Below are 19,682 nucleotides of genomic sequence, written 5' to 3'. Positions count from 1 at the left end.
GCTGGAAATGAGATTTACCGTCAAGGCAAAGCTTGCCAGTGCATTCGGCGTGATCATCGTTCTGTCCGGGGTTGCGGGCGGTGTGGCTTACATGAAGCTCGGCGACATGATGGCGACCGCGGACAGCATGGTCCTCCGTGCCAAGCGCATGGAAAGGGCGACTGAAGTCGAGAAGGACATTCTCATCCAGCTTCGCGCGGAAAAGAACGCCATCATTGGCAACGAGAGCGAAGTCGAGCAGGCTGCGACCGACGCTGCCAAGCGTCGCGAGTCAGCCCTGAAGACCAAGGACGAAGTCTACGCGTTGGCGAGCCAGGCCGGCAGGAAGTTGCTCGACGGCTTTGACGTGTCCTACGCCAAGATGAATGCTTATCAGGAAGAAACGATCCGGATCGCGAAGACCGACAAGGCCAAGGCGACCGAACGCTCGAGCAACGACGGCCGCAAGATTGTGAACGAAGCGCTCGAGTCTATGGGCGCCTATGTCGAGAACACCAAAAAACAAATGACTGAGCAGGCCGTTCAGTCGAAGGAAGAGGGACACCAGGCGCAGTTCCTGCTGATGATGCTCCTCGGTATCTCGTTGATCGTTGCGATCGGCGCGGCCCTCTGGATTTCGATCTCAATCAGCCGTTCGCTCGGCCGCGCGGTCAGCCTCGCAGGTGCCGTGGCTGACGGTGATCTCAATCAGACCATTCCTTCCGCCAGCAATGACGAGATCGGCGATCTCATGAAGTCGCTGAACGTGATGGTCGAGAAGCTCCGGCAGATCGTCGCCGAGGCGCTCACGGCCGCGCGGAACGTTTCCGCCGGCAGTCAGGAGCTCTCCGCCAGCGCCGAGCAGCTTTCTCAAGGCGCGACCGAGCAAGCCTCGTCCGCCGAGGAAGCTTCGTCCTCGATGGAGGAGATGGCCTCGAACGTGAAGCAGAACGCCGACAACGCCAACCAGACCGAGAAGATCGCCGCGCAGTCGGCCAAGGATGCCGAAGCCAGTGGCGTCGCGGTGGGCCGTGCCGTCAATGCGATGCAGACCATCGCCGAGAAGATCACCATCGTGCAGGAAATCGCGCGGCAGACGGATCTGCTGGCTCTCAACGCGGCAGTCGAGGCCGCGCGCGCCGGCGAGCATGGCAAGGGCTTCGCGGTGGTTGCATCCGAGGTGCGCAAGCTGGCCGAGCGCAGTCAGGCCGCGGCCGCGGAGATCGGTACGCTGTCGACAGAAAGCGTGAAAGTTGCCCAGGAAGCCGGCGGCATGCTGTCGAAGCTCGTCCCCGACATCAAGAAGACTGCCGAGCTGGTGCAGGAGATCACCGCCGCCTGCCGCGAGCAGGACGTCGGTTCGGCCCAGATCAACCAGGCGATCCAGCAGCTCGACAAAGTCGGCCAGCAGAACGCCAGCGCCTCCGAGCAGGTCTCGTCCACATCGGAAGAGCTCGCCTCGCAGGCCGAGCAGCTTCAGTCGACGATCTCCTTCTTCCGGATCGATCATGCCATTCGCAATGAAAGAGCCGCGCCCGCGCCGATCGACCGCGCAGTGGGCCAGCTGCGTGCCAAGGCCGCAACCATGGCGGCGGCCGATCGTGGCCCGAAGAAGCCCGCTCCGGTCCGGAAGCCGGCCCGTGCGTTGAAGGCGGCGAACGGCGGCGGCTTCGCCTTCGACATGCATGACGGCGAAGACGACCGCGACGCCGATTTCCAACGCTGATCGATCGGTCCGGCCTCGTGCCGGACCGTGCTCATTCGTAAACCTGGAATTCCTGGACTGCATCATGGCCGCAACCTCGCAATATCTGACGCTCGGGCTCGCCGGCGAGACGTTCGGCATCAGCATCCGCAATGTCCGTGAAATCCTTGACATGCGGCCGATCTCGCGCCTGCCGCACGCGCCGAACTTCCTGCTCGGCATGATCGACGTGCGCGGCAGCGGCTATCCGATCGTCGACCTCCGCTCCAAGCTCGGCCTGCCGGCCGCGGAGGCGACCGAGGCGACCCGCATCATCATCCTCGATGTGCCGATGAAGGATCGTCTGGTCGGCGTCGGTTTCGTTGCCGATTGCGTGTTCGAGGTTACCGACATCGACGAGCAGGGGATCGAGCCGATCCCCCAGGTCGGTGGCAAATGGCAGTCCAACTATGCTGCCGGCATCGGCCGCAAGGGAGAAAAATTCGTCATGATCTTCGATCTCGCCAAGCTGATGGCGAACGACGAGATCTCGGAAGGACATAGCGTGGTCGCGGAATCACCCCGCGCCGCATGAGTTTGCAAGAGTAAAGCGTGATCAGGCGTAAGCACCCCAATTCGAACCGACGAGACTGAAATGAGATTCACGGTAAAAGCTAAGCTGGCCTCGGCATTCGGCGCGGTCATTCTTCTCTCGATGATCACGGGAGGTGTCGCCTATAACAGTCTCTCCAGCTTGACCGCCCAGCAGGAGCGGATCGTCGGCCAGGCCACCCGTACCAAGCTCGCGGCGGATGTGATGGACGCGATCCAGGGGCAGCAACGCGCCGAGACCCGGATGATCCAGGCGGTGTCGGACAAGGAAACCCAGGACAATCACAATGCAATGCTGGTGCGTCGCGAGAAGACGCTCAAGCTCTACAACGACCTGCATGGGCAGGCGAGCGACAACGGCAAACGCATGCTCGACCAGGCTTCCGGGCCCATGAAGCGCATGAATGAGTTCGAGGATCAGACCGGAAAGTTCGCGCTGCTCAACTCGAACAACAAGGCTGCCGAACTCTGGAAGAACGAGGGTCAGGCCGCGGCCAAGGATCTCGACCTGATGTTCGACGCCGCTGTCGCCGAGCTGAGCAAGGGTGCATCCGAAAACCAGCGGGTGGTCACGGCGATGTTGACCGCCCATGCGGACATTGCGCGTCTGTCCCGCGCCATCGTGACGGCTTATTCCGCCACAAGCACGCAGGAACTCGAGGTGGACGTCAAGGAGGCCACGCAACGGTTAAATGACGTCAAGGCAGCGGCGGCGCAGGCGGGCCAGGCCGGCGCAGCAGCGGGAATCAATGCGCAGTCGGAGCGCCTCGCGAAGGTCGTCGATAACGTCACGCGCCTGGCCCTCGAAGCTGGGAACATGAAGGCGGCGGCCGTCGCAAACGGCGAAGGCCGCAAGGTCTTCAATGAGACGCTGGGCGCAATCGAGCAGTACGCCAAGCTGAACGAGAAGCAGATGGCGGAGGTCGTGGAGGAGGGCGCCAGGGAGGCAGCCCTCGCCAAGACGTTGTTGATCAGCATGATCATTGGTGCTCTCCTGATCGCGGTGGCTTCCGCGACCTGGATCGCCCTCAACATCAGCCGTGGACTCGGCCGGGCGGTCGATCTCGCCAAGGCGGTGGCGGTCGGCGACCTCAGTCAGAAGATTTCAGTGTCGAGCAACGACGAGGTCGGCGACCTTGTATCGGCTCTCAATGCGATGACGACGAATCTGAGCGCAACCGCCGCGGTGGCTAGCGAGATCGCACAGGGCAATCTCACCGTCGAAGCCAAAGCTCTGTCGGACAAGGACACGCTCGGTCTCGCGCTCGAGCGCATGGTGGAAAAGCTCCGGCAGATCGTGTCCGAGGCCCTGACCGCCGCGCGGAACGTTTCCGCCGGCAGCCAGGAGCTCTCCGCGAGCGCCGAGCAGCTCTCGCAGGGCGCGACCGAGCAGGCTTCGTCCGCCGAGGAAGCTTCCTCCTCGATGGAAGAGATGGCGTCGAACGTGAAGCAGAACGCCGACAATGCCAACCAGACCGAGAAGATCGCCGCGCAGTCGGCCAAGGACGCGGAAGCCAGCGGCGCCGCGGTCGGTCGCGCCGTCAACGCGATGCAGACCATCGCCGAAAAAATCACGATCGTGCAGGAGATTGCACGCCAGACCGATCTGCTCGCGCTCAACGCGGCAGTCGAGGCCGCGCGCGCCGGCGAGCATGGCAAGGGCTTCGCGGTGGTCGCATCCGAAGTGCGCAAGCTCGCCGAGCGCAGCCAGGCGGCCGCGGCCGAGATCGGCACGCTGTCGACCGAAACCGTCAAGGTGGCGCAGGAAGCCGGCAATATGCTTTCCAAGCTCGTGCCTGACATCAAGAGGACGGCAGAGCTCGTCGAGGAGATCACCGCCGCCTGCCGCGAGCAGGACGTCGGTTCGGCCCAGATCAACCAGGCGATCCAGCAGCTCGACAAGGTCGGCCAGCAGAACGCCAGCGCGTCCGAGCAGGTGTCCTCGACCTCCGAAGAACTCGCCTCGCAGGCCGAGCAGCTTCAGTCCACCATCGCTTATTTCCGTATCGAGCAAGGCGGAAAGGGCCACGCGCCGGCACCGATCGAACGGGCAGTCAACCAGCTGCGCGCCAAGGCGGCCACGATGGCGGCCGTCGAGCGTCCGGCCAAAAAGCCGCAGGCCAAGCCGGCGCGCGCCGTGAAGGCGGCCGGCGGCGGCGGCTTCGCCTTCGACATGAACCACGGCGATGACGATAGGGACGCAGATTTCCAGCGCTGAGACCCGTCAAGAGATCGGTCCATCCTTCACCGGTGGGCCGATCCGCCACCAGTGATTGCGTGAACGCGTGGGATTCAAGATGGCCCGAACGGCCCGACATTCAGTGCAGATGGCCCTCCCGGATGAGGGCAGGCAGCGATGATGCCCGCCATGCAAAATACGGCCGTCCATCTGTCGGACCGCCACTTCCGGACCATCGCCGAATTGATCGAGGGCCAGGTCGGCATCAAGCTGCCGCAGGGCAAGCGGCTGATGCTCGAGGGGCGGCTGCACAAGCGGGTGCGCGCGCTGAACTTTTCCGACCTCAACGAGTATGTCGATAATCTGTTCGAGGCGGATCATTTCGACACCGAGCTCACCCATCTCATCGACGTGGTGACGACCAACAAGACCGACTTCTTCCGCGAGCCGCAGCACTTTACCTTCATGCGGGAGGTCGCGATCCCGGCCCTGCTCAAATCGCACGGACGGAAGAACGCGAACCTGAAGGTCTGGAGCTCGGCGAGCTCCACCGGCATGGAAGCCTACACCACCGCCATGGTGCTGGATGACATGACGCGGAACGGCTCGCGATTTCAGTACCGCATCCTCGGGACCGACATCTCGACCGCGGTGTTGCGCCTCGCCAAGGCCGCGATCTACGCCCGCGACGTGCTTGCCCCGGTGCCGGAACAGTTTGTGAAGCGATATTTCTTGTCGTCGCGGGACAAGTCGCGCGGCGAGGTGCGGGTGGCACCGGAGCTGCGGCGTATGGTGCAGTTCATGCGGATGAACCTCATGGATGCGTCCTATCCCGTCGATCGCGACGTCGACATCATCTTCTGCCGCAATGTCCTGATCTATTTCGAGCGCGAGACGCAGCGCAAGGTGATCGAGCAATTGTGCAGCCATTTGCGGCCCGGTGGCTATCTGCTGGTCGGGCATTCGGAATCGATGATTCACAGTGCAGTGCCGGGTTTGAAGCAAGTTCAGCCAACCATTTTCAAGGTCTAGCCGGAGCGCAACCAAAATGCCGAGGGAGAAGGTTCGCGTATTGATCGTGGACGATTCGGCGTCGGTGCGCCAAATCCTGCAAACGATCCTCAATGAGGATCCCGATATCGAGGTGATGGGGACGGCATCCGATCCGTTCGCTGCGGCGCGACGTCTCCAGAGCGAAATTCCCGATGTCATGATCCTCGACCTGGAAATGCCGCGGATGGACGGCATGACCTTCCTGCGCAAGATCATGGCGCAGCGTCCGATTCCCGTGATCATCTGTTCCTCGCTTACCGAAGAAGGCTCGAACGTGATGTTCGAGGCGTTCGAGGCAGGCGCGGTCGACATCGTGCCCAAGCCGAAGATCGACACGCGGCAGGCGCTGCTCGAATGCTCCACGCGGCTGCGCGAGGCCGTGAAGTCGGCGGCGCAGGCGCGGGTGCGCCCTCGTTCCGAGCGGCGGACCATCGAGAAGAAGCTCACCGCCGACGCCATCATTCCACCCCCGGTGCAGGGCAAGGTCCGGCCGACGACGGAGCGCCTCGTGTGCGTCGGTGCCTCGACCGGAGGGACCGAAGCGCTCAACGACGTCCTGGAGATGTTACCGCCGCACTGTCCGCCCATTGTCATCGTCCAGCACATGCCGGCAGGCTTCACCGCGGCCTTCGCCAAGCGTCTCGACAGCGTCTGCCAGATCCGGGTCAAGGAAGCAGAGGACGGCGAGCCGGTGCTGCCGGGTTGCGCCTATATCGCGCCTGGCGCCCGTCACATGCTGCTCCAGCGCATCGGTCTGCGCTACCAGATCGCGATCAAGGACGGCCCGCCGGTGTCGCGGCATCGCCCGTCGGTGGACGTGCTGTTTCGCTCGGCCGCCCAGCATGCGGGCGCCAACGCGCTCGGTGTGATCATGACCGGCATGGGCGACGACGGCGCGCGGGGAATGCTGGAGATGCGCAAGCTCGGCGCCTCGACGCGGGCGCAGGATGAAGAGAGTTGCGTGGTGTTCGGCATGCCCAAGGAAGCCATCGCCCATGGCGGTGTCGAGAAAATCGTTTCGTTGCACCATATCCCGCGCGAGATCATGCTCTGGTACCAGGCCGGGCATACGGCGCTGACAGGTTGATTGCAATGTCTGCCATTCCGGCCAATACACTCGCTGAGGCGACCGCCGCGATCGAGGACGTCTCGTCGCGGATCGAGGAGGTCTTTGCGCGGGTCGGCCAAGAGCTTGGGCGCGGCCACCTCATCTTCAAGGAGCTGAACCAGGGCCTCGCGACGCTCTCCGAGGAACTCGCGGGCGCCGAGATCGAGGGGGCGGCGACGGCGCTACAGGAGATCGCCGCGCGGCTCAGCGAGCTTGCGCAGGCACTCCCGGCCGAGAGCGCCCTGCTTGCGACGATCGGTACGAGCACCGCGGAGGCGTCTGCGCTGCTCAAGCCGCTGTTCAAGCACATCCAGATGATCACCATCATCGCGCGCAGTGCACGGATCGAGGCCGCTTCGCTCGACGGCGACCGCGAGGGCTTTCTGGCCTTCACGCAGGAGGCCTACGATCTCGGCAAGGCCGTGCAGCGTTCGATCGAAGGCTGCGCGCGGGATCAGCAGCGCCTGTCGGAAGCGGTCGCCACCGCGTCCGGCCGGCAGAAGGAGTTCGAGAGCCGCTACGGGAATCAATTGGTGTCGGAGAGCACCGAGCTCGGAGCGGCCTATTCGGGATTGCGCGACCAGCGCCGCAACAGCAGCCAGCTCGCCGTTCTTGCCAGCAGCAGCACCAAAAAGATCGCTGAGGCGGTCGGCAGCGCCATTATTTCCCTGCAGGCGGGTGACAGCACGCGCCAGCGTCTCGAGCACGTCTCTCACGGCCTCGGCCTCGTGTCGGGCTCCGCCCCGAATATCGTTCCCCAACCAGCTGCGAGCGACGACGGCGCGCGCGCGATCTGCCAGTTGCAGGCGGCCCTGCTCAGGGACGCCCAGCGCGAGTTCGGCGGCGACATCGGCCAGATCGTTCGCGCGCTAACGGCCATTCTGCACGATGCGGGAAGCGTCGTCGGCCACGGCCGCACGCTGTTCGGCGGCGGAGATGGCAGCTCGTCGTCGTTCCTGGCGCGCATCAAGCAGACGCTGGCGCACGCCTCGAACCTGATCGCCACCTGCGAGGGTGCCGGCCGTTCGGTCGACGAGGCGCTCGCGATCGTCGAGGACACGCTGACAAAATTTCGCCAGGCGATCGCTGGTCTCGCCGAGGCGACCGTCGACATCACGCTGATCGGAATGAACGCCGGCCTCAAGGCAAGCCATCTCGGCAGCCGCGGCAGCGCCTTCGTTGTCATCGCTAACGAGCTCAAGGCGACCGCCGACCAGGTCTCGGCGGGCGCAGGGCGCTTGCGCCCCGTGCTCGACGGCATCGAGCGGTCGGCCGGGGAGTTGAAGAAGTTTCGCGTGCAGGGCGATCCCACGCAGCTCTCCAAGCTCGAGCCGCAGATCCTTCAGGCGCTGCGCGAGGTCGAGGCCGGCAACGAACGGCTCGACAAGCTGATGAGCCGGCTCGTCGACGAAGGCGCGGAGTTCGAGCGGCTGATGAATTCGGCGCAAGCCCTGATGACCAAGCTCGGCGAAGGTTCCGCGGCATTGCCCTCGGTCGCCGCGCGCCTCGAGACTGCGAGCGCGGGCGCACGGCGGCCGGAGCCACAGGACGAGGCTGTGCTCGACGATCTGTTCGCGCACTACACGATGGAGCGCGAGCGGGACGTCCACCGGGAATTCCTTCAAACGCTCGGGTTGGCGTCGATCGCCGCTGCGCGCCGGGTCGAGGCGGTCGAGACCACCGATGACGGCATAGAATTGTTTTGACCTGGCTGCCGGCGTCGCTTCGCGCGTCGGCAGCAATTTGACCGGTTGGCTTTGCAGGGCGTTAACCGTGGCGGAATGCTTGCCGCATCGGTCATTGTCGCGCCCCAGAGTTGGTCGCACATAGGGGTGAATTTCAGGACGGATGTTTTCATGCTGAAGGACGGCAAATACGCTGCTTGGTTCAGGACCCCGCGCGGTCAGGGCACCGGCGTCGTGCATCTGGCGGAGGGGCGAATCTCCGGCAGCGACAGCTTCTTCACCTACGACGGCTCTTATCGAATTGAGGAGCAGCGCTTCACGGCGGTTCTGACCACGCGGCGACATGCCGAGGGGCCGCCGACCGTGTTCGGGCCTGACGAGGTCGAGCTCAAGCTCTCGGGCGTGTGCAGCGGTGCGATGGCGACCTGCTCGGGAACGGCCAGAGAAGCGCCCGATGTGACGTTCGAGGCGACGCTGATCTACAGCCGGGAGGATGCTCCGGTTAGCGATGCCCGATGCGCGGTCGTGAAGCTCAATGACAAATTGCCCAAGGGCCTCGACAGCCGTTCACGGCCGCGCCATCCGTTCACGCCGGGATCGCACGGATCAGAGCGGAATCGTCCGTAGATTGCCTTTCACCTGCTGCGACTGGCTTTTGACGGCGGCCGACCGAAGCATGTCAGGACTGTTTAAGCGGATGGGCCTTCTGGTGCCAGGCCCAGGCAGTGCGGATCACGGTGGACAGGTCGGAGTGACGCGGCAAGAAGTTTAGAACTTTTCGCGCAGCAGAGGGGTCCGCGACGAGATAGGTGGGATCGCCAGCGCGGCGCGGCTTGACGGTGTGAGGCACCTCGCGCCCGGTCTCCTGCCTGATCGCAGTCAGGATCTCTCGCACCGAGAATCCGGACCCGGTGCCGAGATTGAAGCTGCTGCCGGCGTGCCCTTCTTCCAGCAGCTTCAGCGCCGCGACATGCGCCGCCGCGAGGTCGGTAACGTGGATGTAGTCGCGGATCGCGGTGCCGTCGGGCGTGTCGTAGTCGTCGCCGAACAATGCGAAGTCGGCATGGCCCTGGAGCGCCATCATGGCGCGCGGAATAAGATGGGTCTCGTTGTCACGCAACTCGCCGATGCCGCCCGCTGGATCGGCGCCGCTGGCGTTGAAATAGCGCAGGCAGAACGCGCCGAAGCCGTAAGCCGATCGGTAATCGGCGAGCATGCGCTCGATCATCCATTTCGATGCACCGTAGGGATTGATCGGCGCGCAGGGAAAATCCTCCGGCAGCTCCTTGGAATCTGCGTTACCGTAGACGGCGCCGGTCGAGGAGAACACGATGCGGTGGCAGCCTGCGTTGCGCATAGCCTGCAACAGCGACAGCGTGCCCTGGACATTGTTGATGTAATATTTCTGCGGGTCCGTCATGGACTCGCCGACGAGGCTCGCGGCCGCGAAGTGCATCACTGCTGCTATCTTGTGCTCGGCAAAGGCGCGCGCCAGCGCCGCTCCGTCGAGCAGGTCTCCGATGACCAGCGGGCCGGCAACGAAGCTGCGATGACCTGTCGACAGATTGTCATAAACGACGGGCTGATAGCCGGCCGCAGTCAGTGCGCGGCAAGCATGCGAGCCGATATAGCCCGCGCCTCCTGTAACGAGGATGGTCGGTTTGTCGATCATGCCTGGTACCTCAAAGCGAACTCAACCAACATCCAGGCGACCCTCGCCAGCAGCGAATCCGCACAACGCACGAGCAGCGCAATTGTGAGCCATTCGGGGCCTCCCGGCGAAATCGGCCCATACGTCGTCGGCCAAAAGTGGTGGAGAAGACCAGAGGATACCGAGTGGTTCCCCCGGAGATGACGTGACTCAGGGAAGGGCTATCGAAGTGATCTGGCCCAATACCATCGGCCCTCGTTTTGATGGTGGATCAATCAGATGAGCATAGAGCGATATTCGCTGTATGCAACCCGGTGGTAGCTTCCGCACCCTTGCCGTTCTTCGTCTTAGCCTAGCGTTGACTCTATCATTGCGAGATGCGGTCGGCGACCGCAACGCGGCAACGGTACCTTTAGGCACGAAAACTAGATTGTTGCTTGTGCAAAAAGACGGACGGAAAACATGCCACAAATATGGATGACATATAGCGAACTCGCGACACTTAGCGGGTGCACGCCCGCGGAAGCCCGAATGCAGGCCATCCATTTGTCGCTCGATCGTCGCAAAAGCCGCGATGGCACGACACGCGTCAAACTCGATCTGGCGCTGACGGCCAAATTCTTCGCGTCTGTGCGCGAGTCCGATTTTGATCTCGACAGCGCCATTGAGGCGCTCCAGGCCACGCATCGCCAGATGGCCGAGCTCCTGGTGCCGAACGAGGTCCTCGGCAGGCGTGGGGCAGCTTAAATCGCCGGACACTGCCCCCTATCACGATAGGCTATGTGACCGGGAGCCGAGATTCCTGCGATGGTTATCTCGAATCAGGCATAAATCTGCATCCGGAATTTCCGGCTGGGGCCGGTGTTCCAACTGCGACGGGCCAAAGAGCCCGCAGGAGGGGCGATGAGGAAAGCCAACTATCGGGTCTGCGTGACACTGTTGGGGACGGCAATGCTGGGTGGGCTGGTCATCTCGATGGCCACATCGGCAAATGCAGAGGTCGTGAAGCTGCAGGCCGATCTCAAAGGCAGCAATGAGGTGCCTCCGAACACCTCGTCCGGCTCGGGCAAGGCAGAAGCGACCTACGATACCGAGGCGAAAACTCTGACTTATGCGGTCACCTATGCCGGCCTGACGGGTCCGGCGATGGGAGCTCATTTCCACGGTCCCGTGGAGGCGGGCAAGAACGCCGGCATCGTGCTGCCGTTCAAGACGGTGCAAAGCCCCATCCAAGGCAGCGCCACTCTCACCGACGCGCAGGCCGCAGATTTGCTGGCCGGAAGGTGGTACGCCAACATCCACACGGCGGCGAACCCGGGCGGTGAGTTGCGCGGCCAGATGGCGAAGTAAGTTCAGCTGGCGCGTCTCGCCGGTCGTCTTTGTCGAGCGATGCTAGGACGGCGGTCTGGGCAAGAACGCCAAGATCATCTGGGCGAGCATAACCCCGACGGTACCTCCTGCCGCTTTTTGCAGCACGTCAAGGAAGCCGGGATCCCGGTCGGGTGTGAACGCTTGCAAGAGCTCCAGCCCCATGGCGACCGTGATGACCAGAGAGCAGGCCAAAGCGAATCGGCCCGGTAGCAGGAAGGAAAGCAGAAATCCGAGCAGCCCATAGGCGCTGAAGCGCTCGATCACGACGACCCAATAGGCCTCGTGATGCCCCATGAGCGCGGGTCTTCCCGCGAGCCTCGCCAGGGTGGCGTAGACGATGAGCGCAAGGCAGATGCTTGCGGCTGCAAAGAGGTGGTTCCTGCGCATCACGCCAACATACAAGGTTGGTCGCCCGTCTGGTTCGAAAGCCGAAAATATCGTTAAATTCCCTGCCGCATCGAGCCTCGGCTGGCGCAGGAATGTTTAGGGGAGACGCTTGGAAGCCAAACATTATGTCGAGGAAGCAGAAATGCTTCCGCAACAGTCAGGCCACCATAGCCGCGTCGTCTGAGAGCGCCACGCCTGCCTGCGCCGCGCGACGGGACTCGATCAGGTTGCTGAACCTCGCAAAGGGCAGGGGCGCCGCAACGAGATAACCTTGTCCCTCCTCTACGCCGGCGGAGACCAGCGCGCGGAGCTGCTCCTCCGTCTCGATGCCTTCTGCGACCACGGACATATTGAGGTCCCTCGCGAGCGCTACCAACATTTCCACGATCGTTGCCGTTGACGCGTCCACGGTGATCGTGTCCACGAAGAACTTGTCGATCTTGATCGTGTTGGCGCCAAGGCCCTTCAGTCGGGACAATCCGCTATGGCCAACGCCGACGTCGTCGATGGCGACACGAAAGCCGTGCTCCCGCAGTTCGGCTACGACGGCTGCGGCGCGCGCGAGATCGTCAAGCTCGCCGCGTTCGGTGATTTCGACCATGATCTGGCGCGCGGAGACCTTTGCCGTCAGGACCGTACGGCGCAGCGTTTCAACAAAGCCTGTATCCAGGAGGTGCTTGGGCACGACGTTCAGGGACAGCTTGAAATTCTTGTCCGCCGTCAGCAATGGCTGAAGGTCGGCGAGCGCCGATCGCAAGATATGCCAGGTCATCGCCTGGATGCGTCCACTGGATTCGGCGAGTGGAATGAAGTTCATCGGCGGGACCACCGAACCATCTCGGCGCAGCCAGCGAGCCAGGATTTCGCAGCCGTTGATCCGACCGGTCCTGAGGTCGAAGATCGGCTGATAATATGGTGTGAATTCGCCAGCTGCCAGTGCCCGATCGAGATCGGCGACAGGTCCTTCCATGCGGCGGCTTCGTGCCAGCAAGACGCCAAAGATGGCGCCAAGTCCAAGGGCAACAGCGAGGGTCGGCCAGTAAGCCTCGTTGTTCCAGCTCGAGAGGACCGCGTGATCGAGCCGGATCGTGGTATGGAGCGGAAATTGGGTGGAATTCCTCTCGAAACTGATCGGTTGCGGCAAGGCGCTGCCGGCGTCGGTCTGGAATTCGCCGAGTTTTTCGCCGTTGCTCAAGGCGAGGATGACTTCACTGTGCGCGCGCAGTTCGGCGGGCATGATGTCGAACAGGCTGGCATTGATGCCGACAATGGCGACCAGGGCTGAGCTGCCATTGATGTCCCTGAGCACTCCCAATGCGTCGCCGCCGAACTGCTCAACGCGAAACAGCATGAGCTTCTTATCGCGGGAAGACAGCATATCGCGGCGATCCACCCATCCCTTGTCGAACTCTAGCGTCTCGGAATAGGCCGAGCAGATCACCGAGCCATCCGGATTGACGAGCCGGACGTCCTTGATCGCAGAGCGCTGGTAGACGTGGAGCCGGATAGCCTGCAATGCCCCGGATTCGCAGCTGGCAAGCTCCCGCCTCGCGAGCTCGTCCAGGCTGTCAGCGGCAAAATCGACCGCAGCTTCGGAGCGACGCAGAACGACCTCGGTCAACTCGTTGAGCTGATGCGCTTGCTGGTGGCCAATGACGACCTCAGCAGCGAAATGGCCCGCCAGCCCAAACGTCAACGTGCTCGCAAGCACGAGCGCCGCAAACGGGAGGTTCGGTCGCTGCAATCTCATCCGGTCCAGACGGAATCCAGGAGGGCTAGAGGCTCGATCCTAGCTAGCGCGGGCTAAGATAGGGTTTAACGGTGCTTTGCGGCTCGGCGGTGAATCTAAACGATTAGCTAATGAGCGATCGCGACCAGCAAGGGAACAGGACACCCAGCTACTTGGCGCGAAGACGTAGTCGAGGAGCCAAGCGTGGAGGTCAGCTCGGTCCCGTCGAAAGAACATCGCCTGCTTTCCGAGGCTAGGCCTTCTTGCCTGACTTCGGCTTCAACGAAAGACCAAGCCGCAAAGCCATCCGCTTGACTGCGTCAGGCGTGCGCCCGAGCTGTTTCGCCGCCTCTTCCAGCGAAGTCGAAGACTTAGCCAACTCCATCAACCGGCGGTCCTCTTTGAACGACCAGGGCTTGCGCGCCATAACCGAAATCATCCTCTCGTCGACACAAAGACAAAGCCGCCAAGCGGACCCATGTTCGCTCGGCGGCTTTGCTTGGGTGGGGCCGGGCTTGGGGAGCCCGGTGAGGCGATGGATAAGCGATCGGTGAGACTTCGCAACAAACTCCGCGGGTTAAGCTAACCGCTCAACCTTACCGCGATAAAATCGGCGCGCGCCGCACCGTATAACCACGGAGGTTTCGCTTAACAAAGCCGCCATCGTAAGTGGCAGGCGACATCTTCCAGCGGATCGCAGATGAACCCGATCCACTACAGGCGGTCCGTCACTATACTGAAGGCATAGACAGGACGACGGCGCGATGCGCGAAAGCAGTCCCGGATTGGACTCCCTGAGGTGAACCGGGGTTGACATCATCGTTGCATCAAGTTCGGGCAACATCAGCTATCCTCACGGCCTGAGCCCGTTTCTCTCAGGTGACGATCAATCTTCAAACAACACGTTGCACAAACTTCATCTTCGTCTGGCAAAACTTTCAGCGGCGCCGATCTTGATGTCGTCACAACGACAAGCTGAAATACTCAGGGAGGAACGTTCCAGCAAAACGTGGGAATATTCCAAATGGCAGCGATCCTGGTTTTGGCTTCGATTTTTGCAACAGGTTTTTGCTACGGTTACGGTGTGCGGGCCTGGCGCTCCCGCAAGCGATCAGCGCGGGTACCGCCTCTATGCGCCCTATACTCCGGCCTCGATGGGAGTTGGCCGAAGCCAGCGCCCGTCGTGATGGCAGGGACCGGCGCGATATCTCGGCGATGGATCGATCTGACTTGGTCTCGATCACCGCGGCGCACGAAATAACCATGTGCGGTTAGGTTAATTTGTCGCAGTCCTTGTGAGCTTTGGAGCAGTCGCTTAGAAATGGGCCAATTGATTGCGAGAGTTCAGCTGCCGCGATTTGCGGGGTAGGCGTAGATGGCGTATCTGATTGCGTTGCTGGGCATGACAATTTGCGTCCTGCTCTTGATTGCTTTTGTTCGTACCTATAGTCGGCGGCTCAAAAATCTTCGTGGTCCTTGGATCCTCAATGAGGGCCGTCGCAATGATTGATCAAGGGCGCAATGCGCCACGCAGGTATTTTGTCGATCGGCAAGGGCATCGTGTTCTGATCGGCCTTTCGCTCGACGAGACGGCGGAATTTGAAGCGCTGGACCTTCCATCGATGAATGCTGATCATTCGGTGATCGAGCATGGGAGCGCAGAGGCCGTCGCAACCGGCGAAATCCGATGGCTTGAGCTTTATTCCAAGCACGAAGGGGCCTGGCGGGTGTGGATAGCGCAGAGCCGGGCGGAGCAGGCGGAAAATTCAGCCTTTGTTAACTACGTCTGACCGATGGTAGCGGCTTAGAAAGCCAGAAGTGGGATGGCCCAAATGTTCCAGCTGTTCCTGAGGGCACGCGCACACAATCTTCTCAACCTCCGCCGCAAGGACAAGGGCTTCAAGGCCCGCTCCACCGAGCGTGACGCTGCGACCGATCGCGTGCGGATCGATGCGGTGATAACTGCGCTCGATGCCGCCCTGCAGGAGGCTGAAAGGGAGCAGGCCGGCCTCAATCGGCGCGTCGACGATGCGCTCGCACGTGCGTCCGTCACCTTCGGAAACGGCACCGATGAATATCTGGAGCGGGAGCCGCTCGACAACTACCATCAGGATCTGTTTGCCGCGGACATCTCGAACGGCCAGCGGCGGCTCAAGGAGCTGGCGAGCACGATCTCGCACCTGAAATTCGTCAAGGCCGCGATGCTCACTCGCTTTCCTGATTTCAAGCCGCCGCAGCTCAACAGCTAGCAACCGGTGGTTCCGCAACGGCGTCGTGCCCTGGTTCAGGATCTCGGCGGCACCAAGCCAGGGCAGATTTCCTCAGGTCGGCTGCTCTGCGGCCCGGGAAGTGATTCCAAGCATGGGTCCAATCGGCTCTGTTTGATGTTTGGCTCCTCTGTCCTTTTTGATATGGTTCCCACCAGAGTTCTCGGACGGATTGAAGGAGCGAGCCAGGTGCCCCTCGGAAATTTGCAAAAGTTGATTGGATTGACATTTGTGTTGGCCTTTGCCGCGCCGGTAGCGGCTTCGGCCGTTACCGTTGAAGTGGCGCGCGCATGTGATGCTGCATTGATCAAGGCCTTTCCGCCAAAACAGATCGGCAATCCCGCTGCAGGTAGCAGCAAGGGGACGGCCAAGGAGCGGCGCGACTATTTCAGCAAATGCGTCGCGAACAATGGCAAGGTCGACGACGGTCCAGCGGACACGCCGAAGGACAACAAAGCCAATAAATAAACGGAGACGCGATGATGATTCATCCAATCCCGTCGCGCTTTAACGTCGTGGCGGGCAAGGTGAGTAGAACGCGCCGTTCGTTGCGTTGATGCGTTCGACGCATTGGTTGGGATCAGTCGGCGTCCCGGCCACGGTGAAGTCATAGCCCATACCTTTGACCACCACGACGTAGCGACCCGGCGAAAGCGTAAAGCCGTCCTGCTCCGGCTGCAGCGATAGCATCCTCGGCTGGTCCTCGACCGGACCTACTTTGTATGGGAAGGACATGCTGCGAATGACCCAGGTGTCGCCGGCGGTGACCATGGCCGCTTTCCCGGTTGCATCGACGCCCATCGCTCGGGAGACTTTTGCGACCACCCGAACCTCGGTCCCGGTTGCATCGACACCACCGTCGGACCTGAACACAATGAAGCTGACATCTCCGCTTGTCAGCGTCGTGGCGCTCGGCGTGTTGATTGCGGCTGAGATCGCGACACGGCGGTCCGGGATCTTTCCCGGGACCGGCTTGAGCTCCTGGAGCTGGCCGTCGCTCAGGGCGTAGACGCCGAAGGTCGTCGGCAACGGCATCGAGGGTTGCGCAGCCGTCGCCGGCTCCTTCGGTTGATCCGGTGTCCGTTCGACGTTCTCACCGCTAGATGGAGTCACAGCGACGGTGGGTTGAGGCTCGGAGCTTGTCGAGGTGCGCTTGGACAGCGTCGCGGACTGCCACAATGCGACGAATTGTGTCCTCAACCGCGGCCAATAAGTAACTGCAGCGCTGGCGCCGGCAATGATGACCAGGATGGCGGCTAATCGGATGAGGGAGTTGATGATGCCGCTTCGCGAGGACTGGTCGGGCGGTCTTGGCGGTGCGACAGAACCGGGCCATGTTTCCGCAAGCTTCTGAACGGGCGCCAGATTCGTAACGGGAGTCGGGGGACTGAGCGGCGACTGATGCGAAGCGACGTCTAGCGCCGACTCCGGCATTGCGGACAGCGCGTCGCGCTCAGGAGCGCCGCGTTCAAATGAAAGCTCAACCTCCCGAATGGCGCGTTCCAGCACTTGCTGGACCTCGCGGGATTCCCGTGCGTCGCCATGGGTGAATTGTTCCAGGAGCTTGATGCGGGCCTGCTCGTACACGATCTCGCGGATCTGCCGCGGGTCGCGGGATATGTCGCGAATCCGCCCGGACAGTAGACGCACAAACCCGGCCTTGATAGCGTGCGTATTTGGAGCGCCGGCGGCAGTGTCGCTGGGGTCAGTCATCAAGGCCGATCAAGTAACCCGGAATAGGCAGTTTCGCTAGGCTTTTCCGCGTCAAATCCATCGCTGCGAAAGCCGCTCTGATCGCCAGCTTGCAAGAGCCCTTGTCGCACCAGCTTCGGGGGCTTGCTTTTAGGCAGAAAGCTGTGACAGTTCGACGAGTTCCTCTTTCCGGTATTTTGATCATGCGCGACGGTCTCATAGCACTCACGTTTGTGGCTCTTCTGGTGCAACCTTCTTTTGCACAAGGGACCAAGGACAAGGCCAATTTGACGAGCACCAGCATCGTGACCTCACCTACGAAGAAGACCCAAACGGCCCAGAGCGCCTCACGACCGACAGCCGTCCGGAACCTGGCGCCGGGCACGCTGCCGAGCGGGACGGCGGCGCAGGGGGTCTGGAGGGACGGCAAGTTGATCGCAGTGCCTCGGCAATGACGACCCAAGCAACCGTGAAGGAACGGTGATCGCCTCTCCGACGTTCTCGCTCGGGAGATATCTCATGAAACGATTAGTCTTGACCACAGTTGCGCTTCTTGTGACCGCGAGCACTTGGGCCCCAAGCGCCCGGGCCCAGGGGGTCAATGATCCGTCTACGCCCAATCGCAACGTGATTATCGTCAATCCGTCGCAGCCTTCGCCGAGCACGGCCACGCGAAACATTCCGAGCCAGATTCAGGCGCCCCGGACCAACGGAGGGCGTGCTCGCCCCTATTACGGGAGCAGGACCCGGGGCAGCGGGTCGAGCCGGCGATAATCGAAGCATAAGCCGGGCTATGGGGGATTTACCTCGACCTCCAGCATCGACGTTCCGGCATCATGACGGTTCTTGCCCGAGATCAGAAGGGTGAATCTATCGGTGCCCGGCGTTTCGGCTTTCGCCGAATATCGAAAGCCGGACCCAACCCGCCGCCAGCTGTCCGTGTGATGGTCCGCTCACGACCGACACGTTGAAGATTTGCATATACGACCAACGCAGTCCCTGGATGCAGTCCGCCCCAGGCTGGACCGTCATCATCCACTTCACCGTATCCCCTGATAGGGCAATCGGCGTCCGCTCCTTGACGCAAAGCGGGCTCGCTTGAGCCGCCATGGTGGATATTAAGGAAGCTGCCATGCAGGCACCCAGCAGCAACATTGGTCTCCCGCACATTCTCGGCAACCCCGCGAGCGGAGTGTTCGAGATTAATATCGATGAGCTAATGAGGTCTTAGACCGGCCATCGACCCTGCGCTGGCGGACGCCTGCAATCATCACTGTGACGCAACTGAGCGGCCGGCTGGCTACTGCCCGCTGGGCGTCATCCCGCCGCCGGCGGGGAAGTTGCTGGACTTGAGGGTCATTCCGCTGACGCGGAAGCGGACATTTCCTGCCAAGTACAAATAGTCCGAACTGGTGCTGCTGACCGTCCGCACCTCGACATAGGTTAGCGTGATCGAGCCGACGCTCGGGGTAACCTGGGTGATATCGACAAACCGGGCTCCCGGGAAAAGCTTCTGGTCGAGGCCATAGAAAATCTTTTCACGCTCGGACCACAGCACGAAGTGACCACCGGCTTTCTGATCGACTGCTTCGTATTGCGTATGGATGACTTGCGGGTATTCGATCGGACCTGCAGACGCAGACTGAGTCCCTAACCAGATGACGAGAGCCAAGAAAGCAATGCTGCGGACCACGGGCTGAAATCCTCGCGAGCTAAAGCACAAAGGTTGCCTGTGAATTGGCTGTCTTGCAATCGGCAAAGGTATAGACTGCAGGGGAGGAGATAGTCTTTGGAGTTATTGGTGTGCGAGCCGTTCGGCGTGACCACTCACTGACTTACGCAAGGCAGTTTGTGGCGCTGTCTCGAGCGGCCATCATTGCTGGTGGACTCGCCCTTTGCCTAACCTGTGCGCACTCCTGTCTTGCTCAGACAGAGCCGGAGCCCTCACCCAATGACTACCTTCCGCCAAGTGAGCTCGAACTGACGCGCGACGAATGGCGGCAGCGGATCGAAGACGGACGGCGACGGGCCAAAGAGGTCTCGCGCGAGCGGCGGGAGCACCCGGAAGTGTACAAGCCGGTCCCGGAAGATCCGGAGATCGTCGCAACCGAACGCATCCTCAACGACGAGAGCCTGCAGCGAGGCGACATCATCGCCACCAAGAAGGGCATGTTCGTCTACCAGGGGCGATCGGATCAACCGCGTGGCGAACAGGATTTTGTGCCAGTTAATCCGAAATCGGTGCGCTGAGGAGCATCTGGCAGCCTAAGCCAAGCCGCGCAAGG

The 19,682-nt window shown here is 61.9% G+C and carries 19 protein-coding genes; 13 read left to right on the top strand and 6 right to left on the bottom strand.

Translation table 11 applies throughout. From position 1 onward, the window contains the following. Positions 1 to 7 precede the first annotated feature (7 nt). From ABIB00_RS33805 to ABIB00_RS33775, 7 genes are all read left to right on the top strand, one after another. Positions 8 to 1,705 (top strand): methyl-accepting chemotaxis protein, encoded by a 1,698-nt coding sequence (locus ABIB00_RS33805; RefSeq protein ID WP_354107357.1) that lies wholly within the window; start codon positions 8 to 10, stop codon positions 1,703 to 1,705. A 64-nt stretch (positions 1,706 to 1,769) separates the two neighbouring features. Beyond that, positions 1,770 to 2,258 carry a chemotaxis protein CheW gene (locus tag ABIB00_RS33800; protein WP_354107356.1) on the top strand — a complete coding sequence of 163 codons (489 nt, stop codon included), beginning with the start codon at positions 1,770 to 1,772 and terminating at the stop codon, positions 2,256 to 2,258. 60 nt (positions 2,259 to 2,318) lie between these two features. Further along, positions 2,319 to 4,493: a methyl-accepting chemotaxis protein gene (locus tag ABIB00_RS33795; RefSeq protein ID WP_354107355.1), complete on the top strand. Its 2,175-nt coding sequence runs from the start codon at positions 2,319 to 2,321 to the stop codon at positions 4,491 to 4,493. A 138-nt stretch (positions 4,494 to 4,631) separates the two neighbouring features. After that, entirely contained in the window at positions 4,632 to 5,486 is an 855-nt protein-coding gene (locus ABIB00_RS33790; RefSeq protein ID WP_354107354.1) for a CheR family methyltransferase, read from the top strand. Between the two features lie 16 nt (positions 5,487 to 5,502). Continuing rightward, complete coding sequence (locus tag ABIB00_RS33785; RefSeq protein ID WP_354107353.1) at positions 5,503 to 6,594, top strand: protein-glutamate methylesterase/protein-glutamine glutaminase; 1,092 nt, start codon at positions 5,503 to 5,505, stop codon at positions 6,592 to 6,594. A gap of 5 nt (positions 6,595 to 6,599) precedes the next feature. Further along, positions 6,600 to 8,321, top strand: coding sequence for a chemotaxis protein (locus tag ABIB00_RS33780; protein ID WP_354107352.1), 1,722 nt, complete (start codon positions 6,600 to 6,602; stop codon positions 8,319 to 8,321). A 150-nt stretch (positions 8,322 to 8,471) separates the two neighbouring features. Beyond that, entirely contained in the window at positions 8,472 to 8,927 is a 456-nt protein-coding gene (locus ABIB00_RS33775; protein ID WP_247347305.1) for a hypothetical protein, read from the top strand. A 52-nt stretch (positions 8,928 to 8,979) separates the two neighbouring features. On the opposite strand, the gene galE is transcribed toward ABIB00_RS33775, so the two are convergent. Continuing rightward, positions 8,980 to 9,972, bottom strand: coding sequence for a UDP-glucose 4-epimerase GalE (galE, locus tag ABIB00_RS33770; protein WP_354107351.1), 993 nt, complete (start codon positions 9,970 to 9,972; stop codon positions 8,980 to 8,982). A gap of 510 nt (positions 9,973 to 10,482) precedes the next feature. Here galE and ABIB00_RS33765 point away from each other — a divergent pair. Together ABIB00_RS33765 and ABIB00_RS33760 are read left to right on the top strand one after the other, a co-directional pair. Next, positions 10,483 to 10,698: a hypothetical protein gene (locus ABIB00_RS33765; protein WP_354107350.1), complete on the top strand. Its 216-nt coding sequence runs from the start codon at positions 10,483 to 10,485 to the stop codon at positions 10,696 to 10,698. 156 nt (positions 10,699 to 10,854) lie between these two features. Then, entirely contained in the window at positions 10,855 to 11,301 is a 447-nt protein-coding gene (locus ABIB00_RS33760) for a CHRD domain-containing protein (RefSeq protein ID WP_354107349.1), read from the top strand. A 42-nt stretch (positions 11,302 to 11,343) separates the two neighbouring features. Here ABIB00_RS33760 and ABIB00_RS33755 read toward each other — a convergent pair whose 3' ends face one another. The 3 genes from ABIB00_RS33755 to ABIB00_RS33745 form a co-directional block, all read right to left on the bottom strand. Further along, entirely contained in the window at positions 11,344 to 11,709 is a 366-nt protein-coding gene (locus ABIB00_RS33755) for a VanZ family protein (protein WP_345946813.1), read from the bottom strand. 157 nt (positions 11,710 to 11,866) lie between these two features. After that, positions 11,867 to 13,459 carry an EAL domain-containing protein gene (locus ABIB00_RS33750; protein ID WP_354107348.1) on the bottom strand — a complete coding sequence of 531 codons (1,593 nt, stop codon included), beginning with the start codon at positions 13,457 to 13,459 and terminating at the stop codon, positions 11,867 to 11,869. 232 nt (positions 13,460 to 13,691) lie between these two features. After that, the gene (locus ABIB00_RS33745) at positions 13,692 to 13,865 is read right to left on the bottom strand and encodes a hypothetical protein (protein ID WP_354107347.1); all 174 of its coding nucleotides are present in this window, start codon (positions 13,863 to 13,865) and stop codon (positions 13,692 to 13,694) included. Positions 13,866 to 14,940: 1,075 nt separating this feature from the next. Between ABIB00_RS33745 and ABIB00_RS33740 the strand changes: the two genes are divergently transcribed. The 3 genes from ABIB00_RS33740 (at position 14,941) to ABIB00_RS33730 (ending at position 16,173) form a co-directional block, all read left to right on the top strand. After that, complete coding sequence (locus ABIB00_RS33740; RefSeq protein ID WP_354107346.1) at positions 14,941 to 15,228, top strand: hypothetical protein; 288 nt, start codon at positions 14,941 to 14,943, stop codon at positions 15,226 to 15,228. 42 nt (positions 15,229 to 15,270) lie between these two features. Then, positions 15,271 to 15,687: a hypothetical protein gene (locus ABIB00_RS33735; protein ID WP_354107345.1), complete on the top strand. Its 417-nt coding sequence runs from the start codon at positions 15,271 to 15,273 to the stop codon at positions 15,685 to 15,687. 207 nt (positions 15,688 to 15,894) lie between these two features. After that, entirely contained in the window at positions 15,895 to 16,173 is a 279-nt protein-coding gene (locus tag ABIB00_RS33730; RefSeq protein WP_354107344.1) for a hypothetical protein, read from the top strand. A gap of 39 nt (positions 16,174 to 16,212) precedes the next feature. On the opposite strand, the gene ABIB00_RS33725 is transcribed toward ABIB00_RS33730, so the two are convergent. Together ABIB00_RS33725 and ABIB00_RS33720 are read right to left on the bottom strand one after the other, a co-directional pair. Continuing rightward, the gene (locus ABIB00_RS33725) at positions 16,213 to 17,418 is read right to left on the bottom strand and encodes a hypothetical protein (protein WP_354107343.1); all 1,206 of its coding nucleotides are present in this window, start codon (positions 17,416 to 17,418) and stop codon (positions 16,213 to 16,215) included. Between the two features lie 1,279 nt (positions 17,419 to 18,697). Next, positions 18,698 to 19,090 carry a hypothetical protein gene (locus ABIB00_RS33720; protein WP_354107342.1) on the bottom strand — a complete coding sequence of 131 codons (393 nt, stop codon included), beginning with the start codon at positions 19,088 to 19,090 and terminating at the stop codon, positions 18,698 to 18,700. Positions 19,091 to 19,248: 158 nt separating this feature from the next. On the opposite strand from ABIB00_RS33720, the gene ABIB00_RS33715 reads away from it, so the two are divergent. After that, positions 19,249 to 19,647, top strand: a complete 399-nt coding sequence (locus ABIB00_RS33715; RefSeq protein WP_354107341.1) for a hypothetical protein — start codon at positions 19,249 to 19,251, stop codon at positions 19,645 to 19,647. Positions 19,648 to 19,682 lie beyond the last annotated feature (35 nt).

It is taken from the genome of Bradyrhizobium sp. LB14.3 (assembly GCF_040547985.1).
GTDB lineage: Bacteria > Pseudomonadota > Alphaproteobacteria > Rhizobiales > Xanthobacteraceae > Bradyrhizobium.
This window is presented reverse-complemented; position numbering and strand designations above follow the sequence as displayed.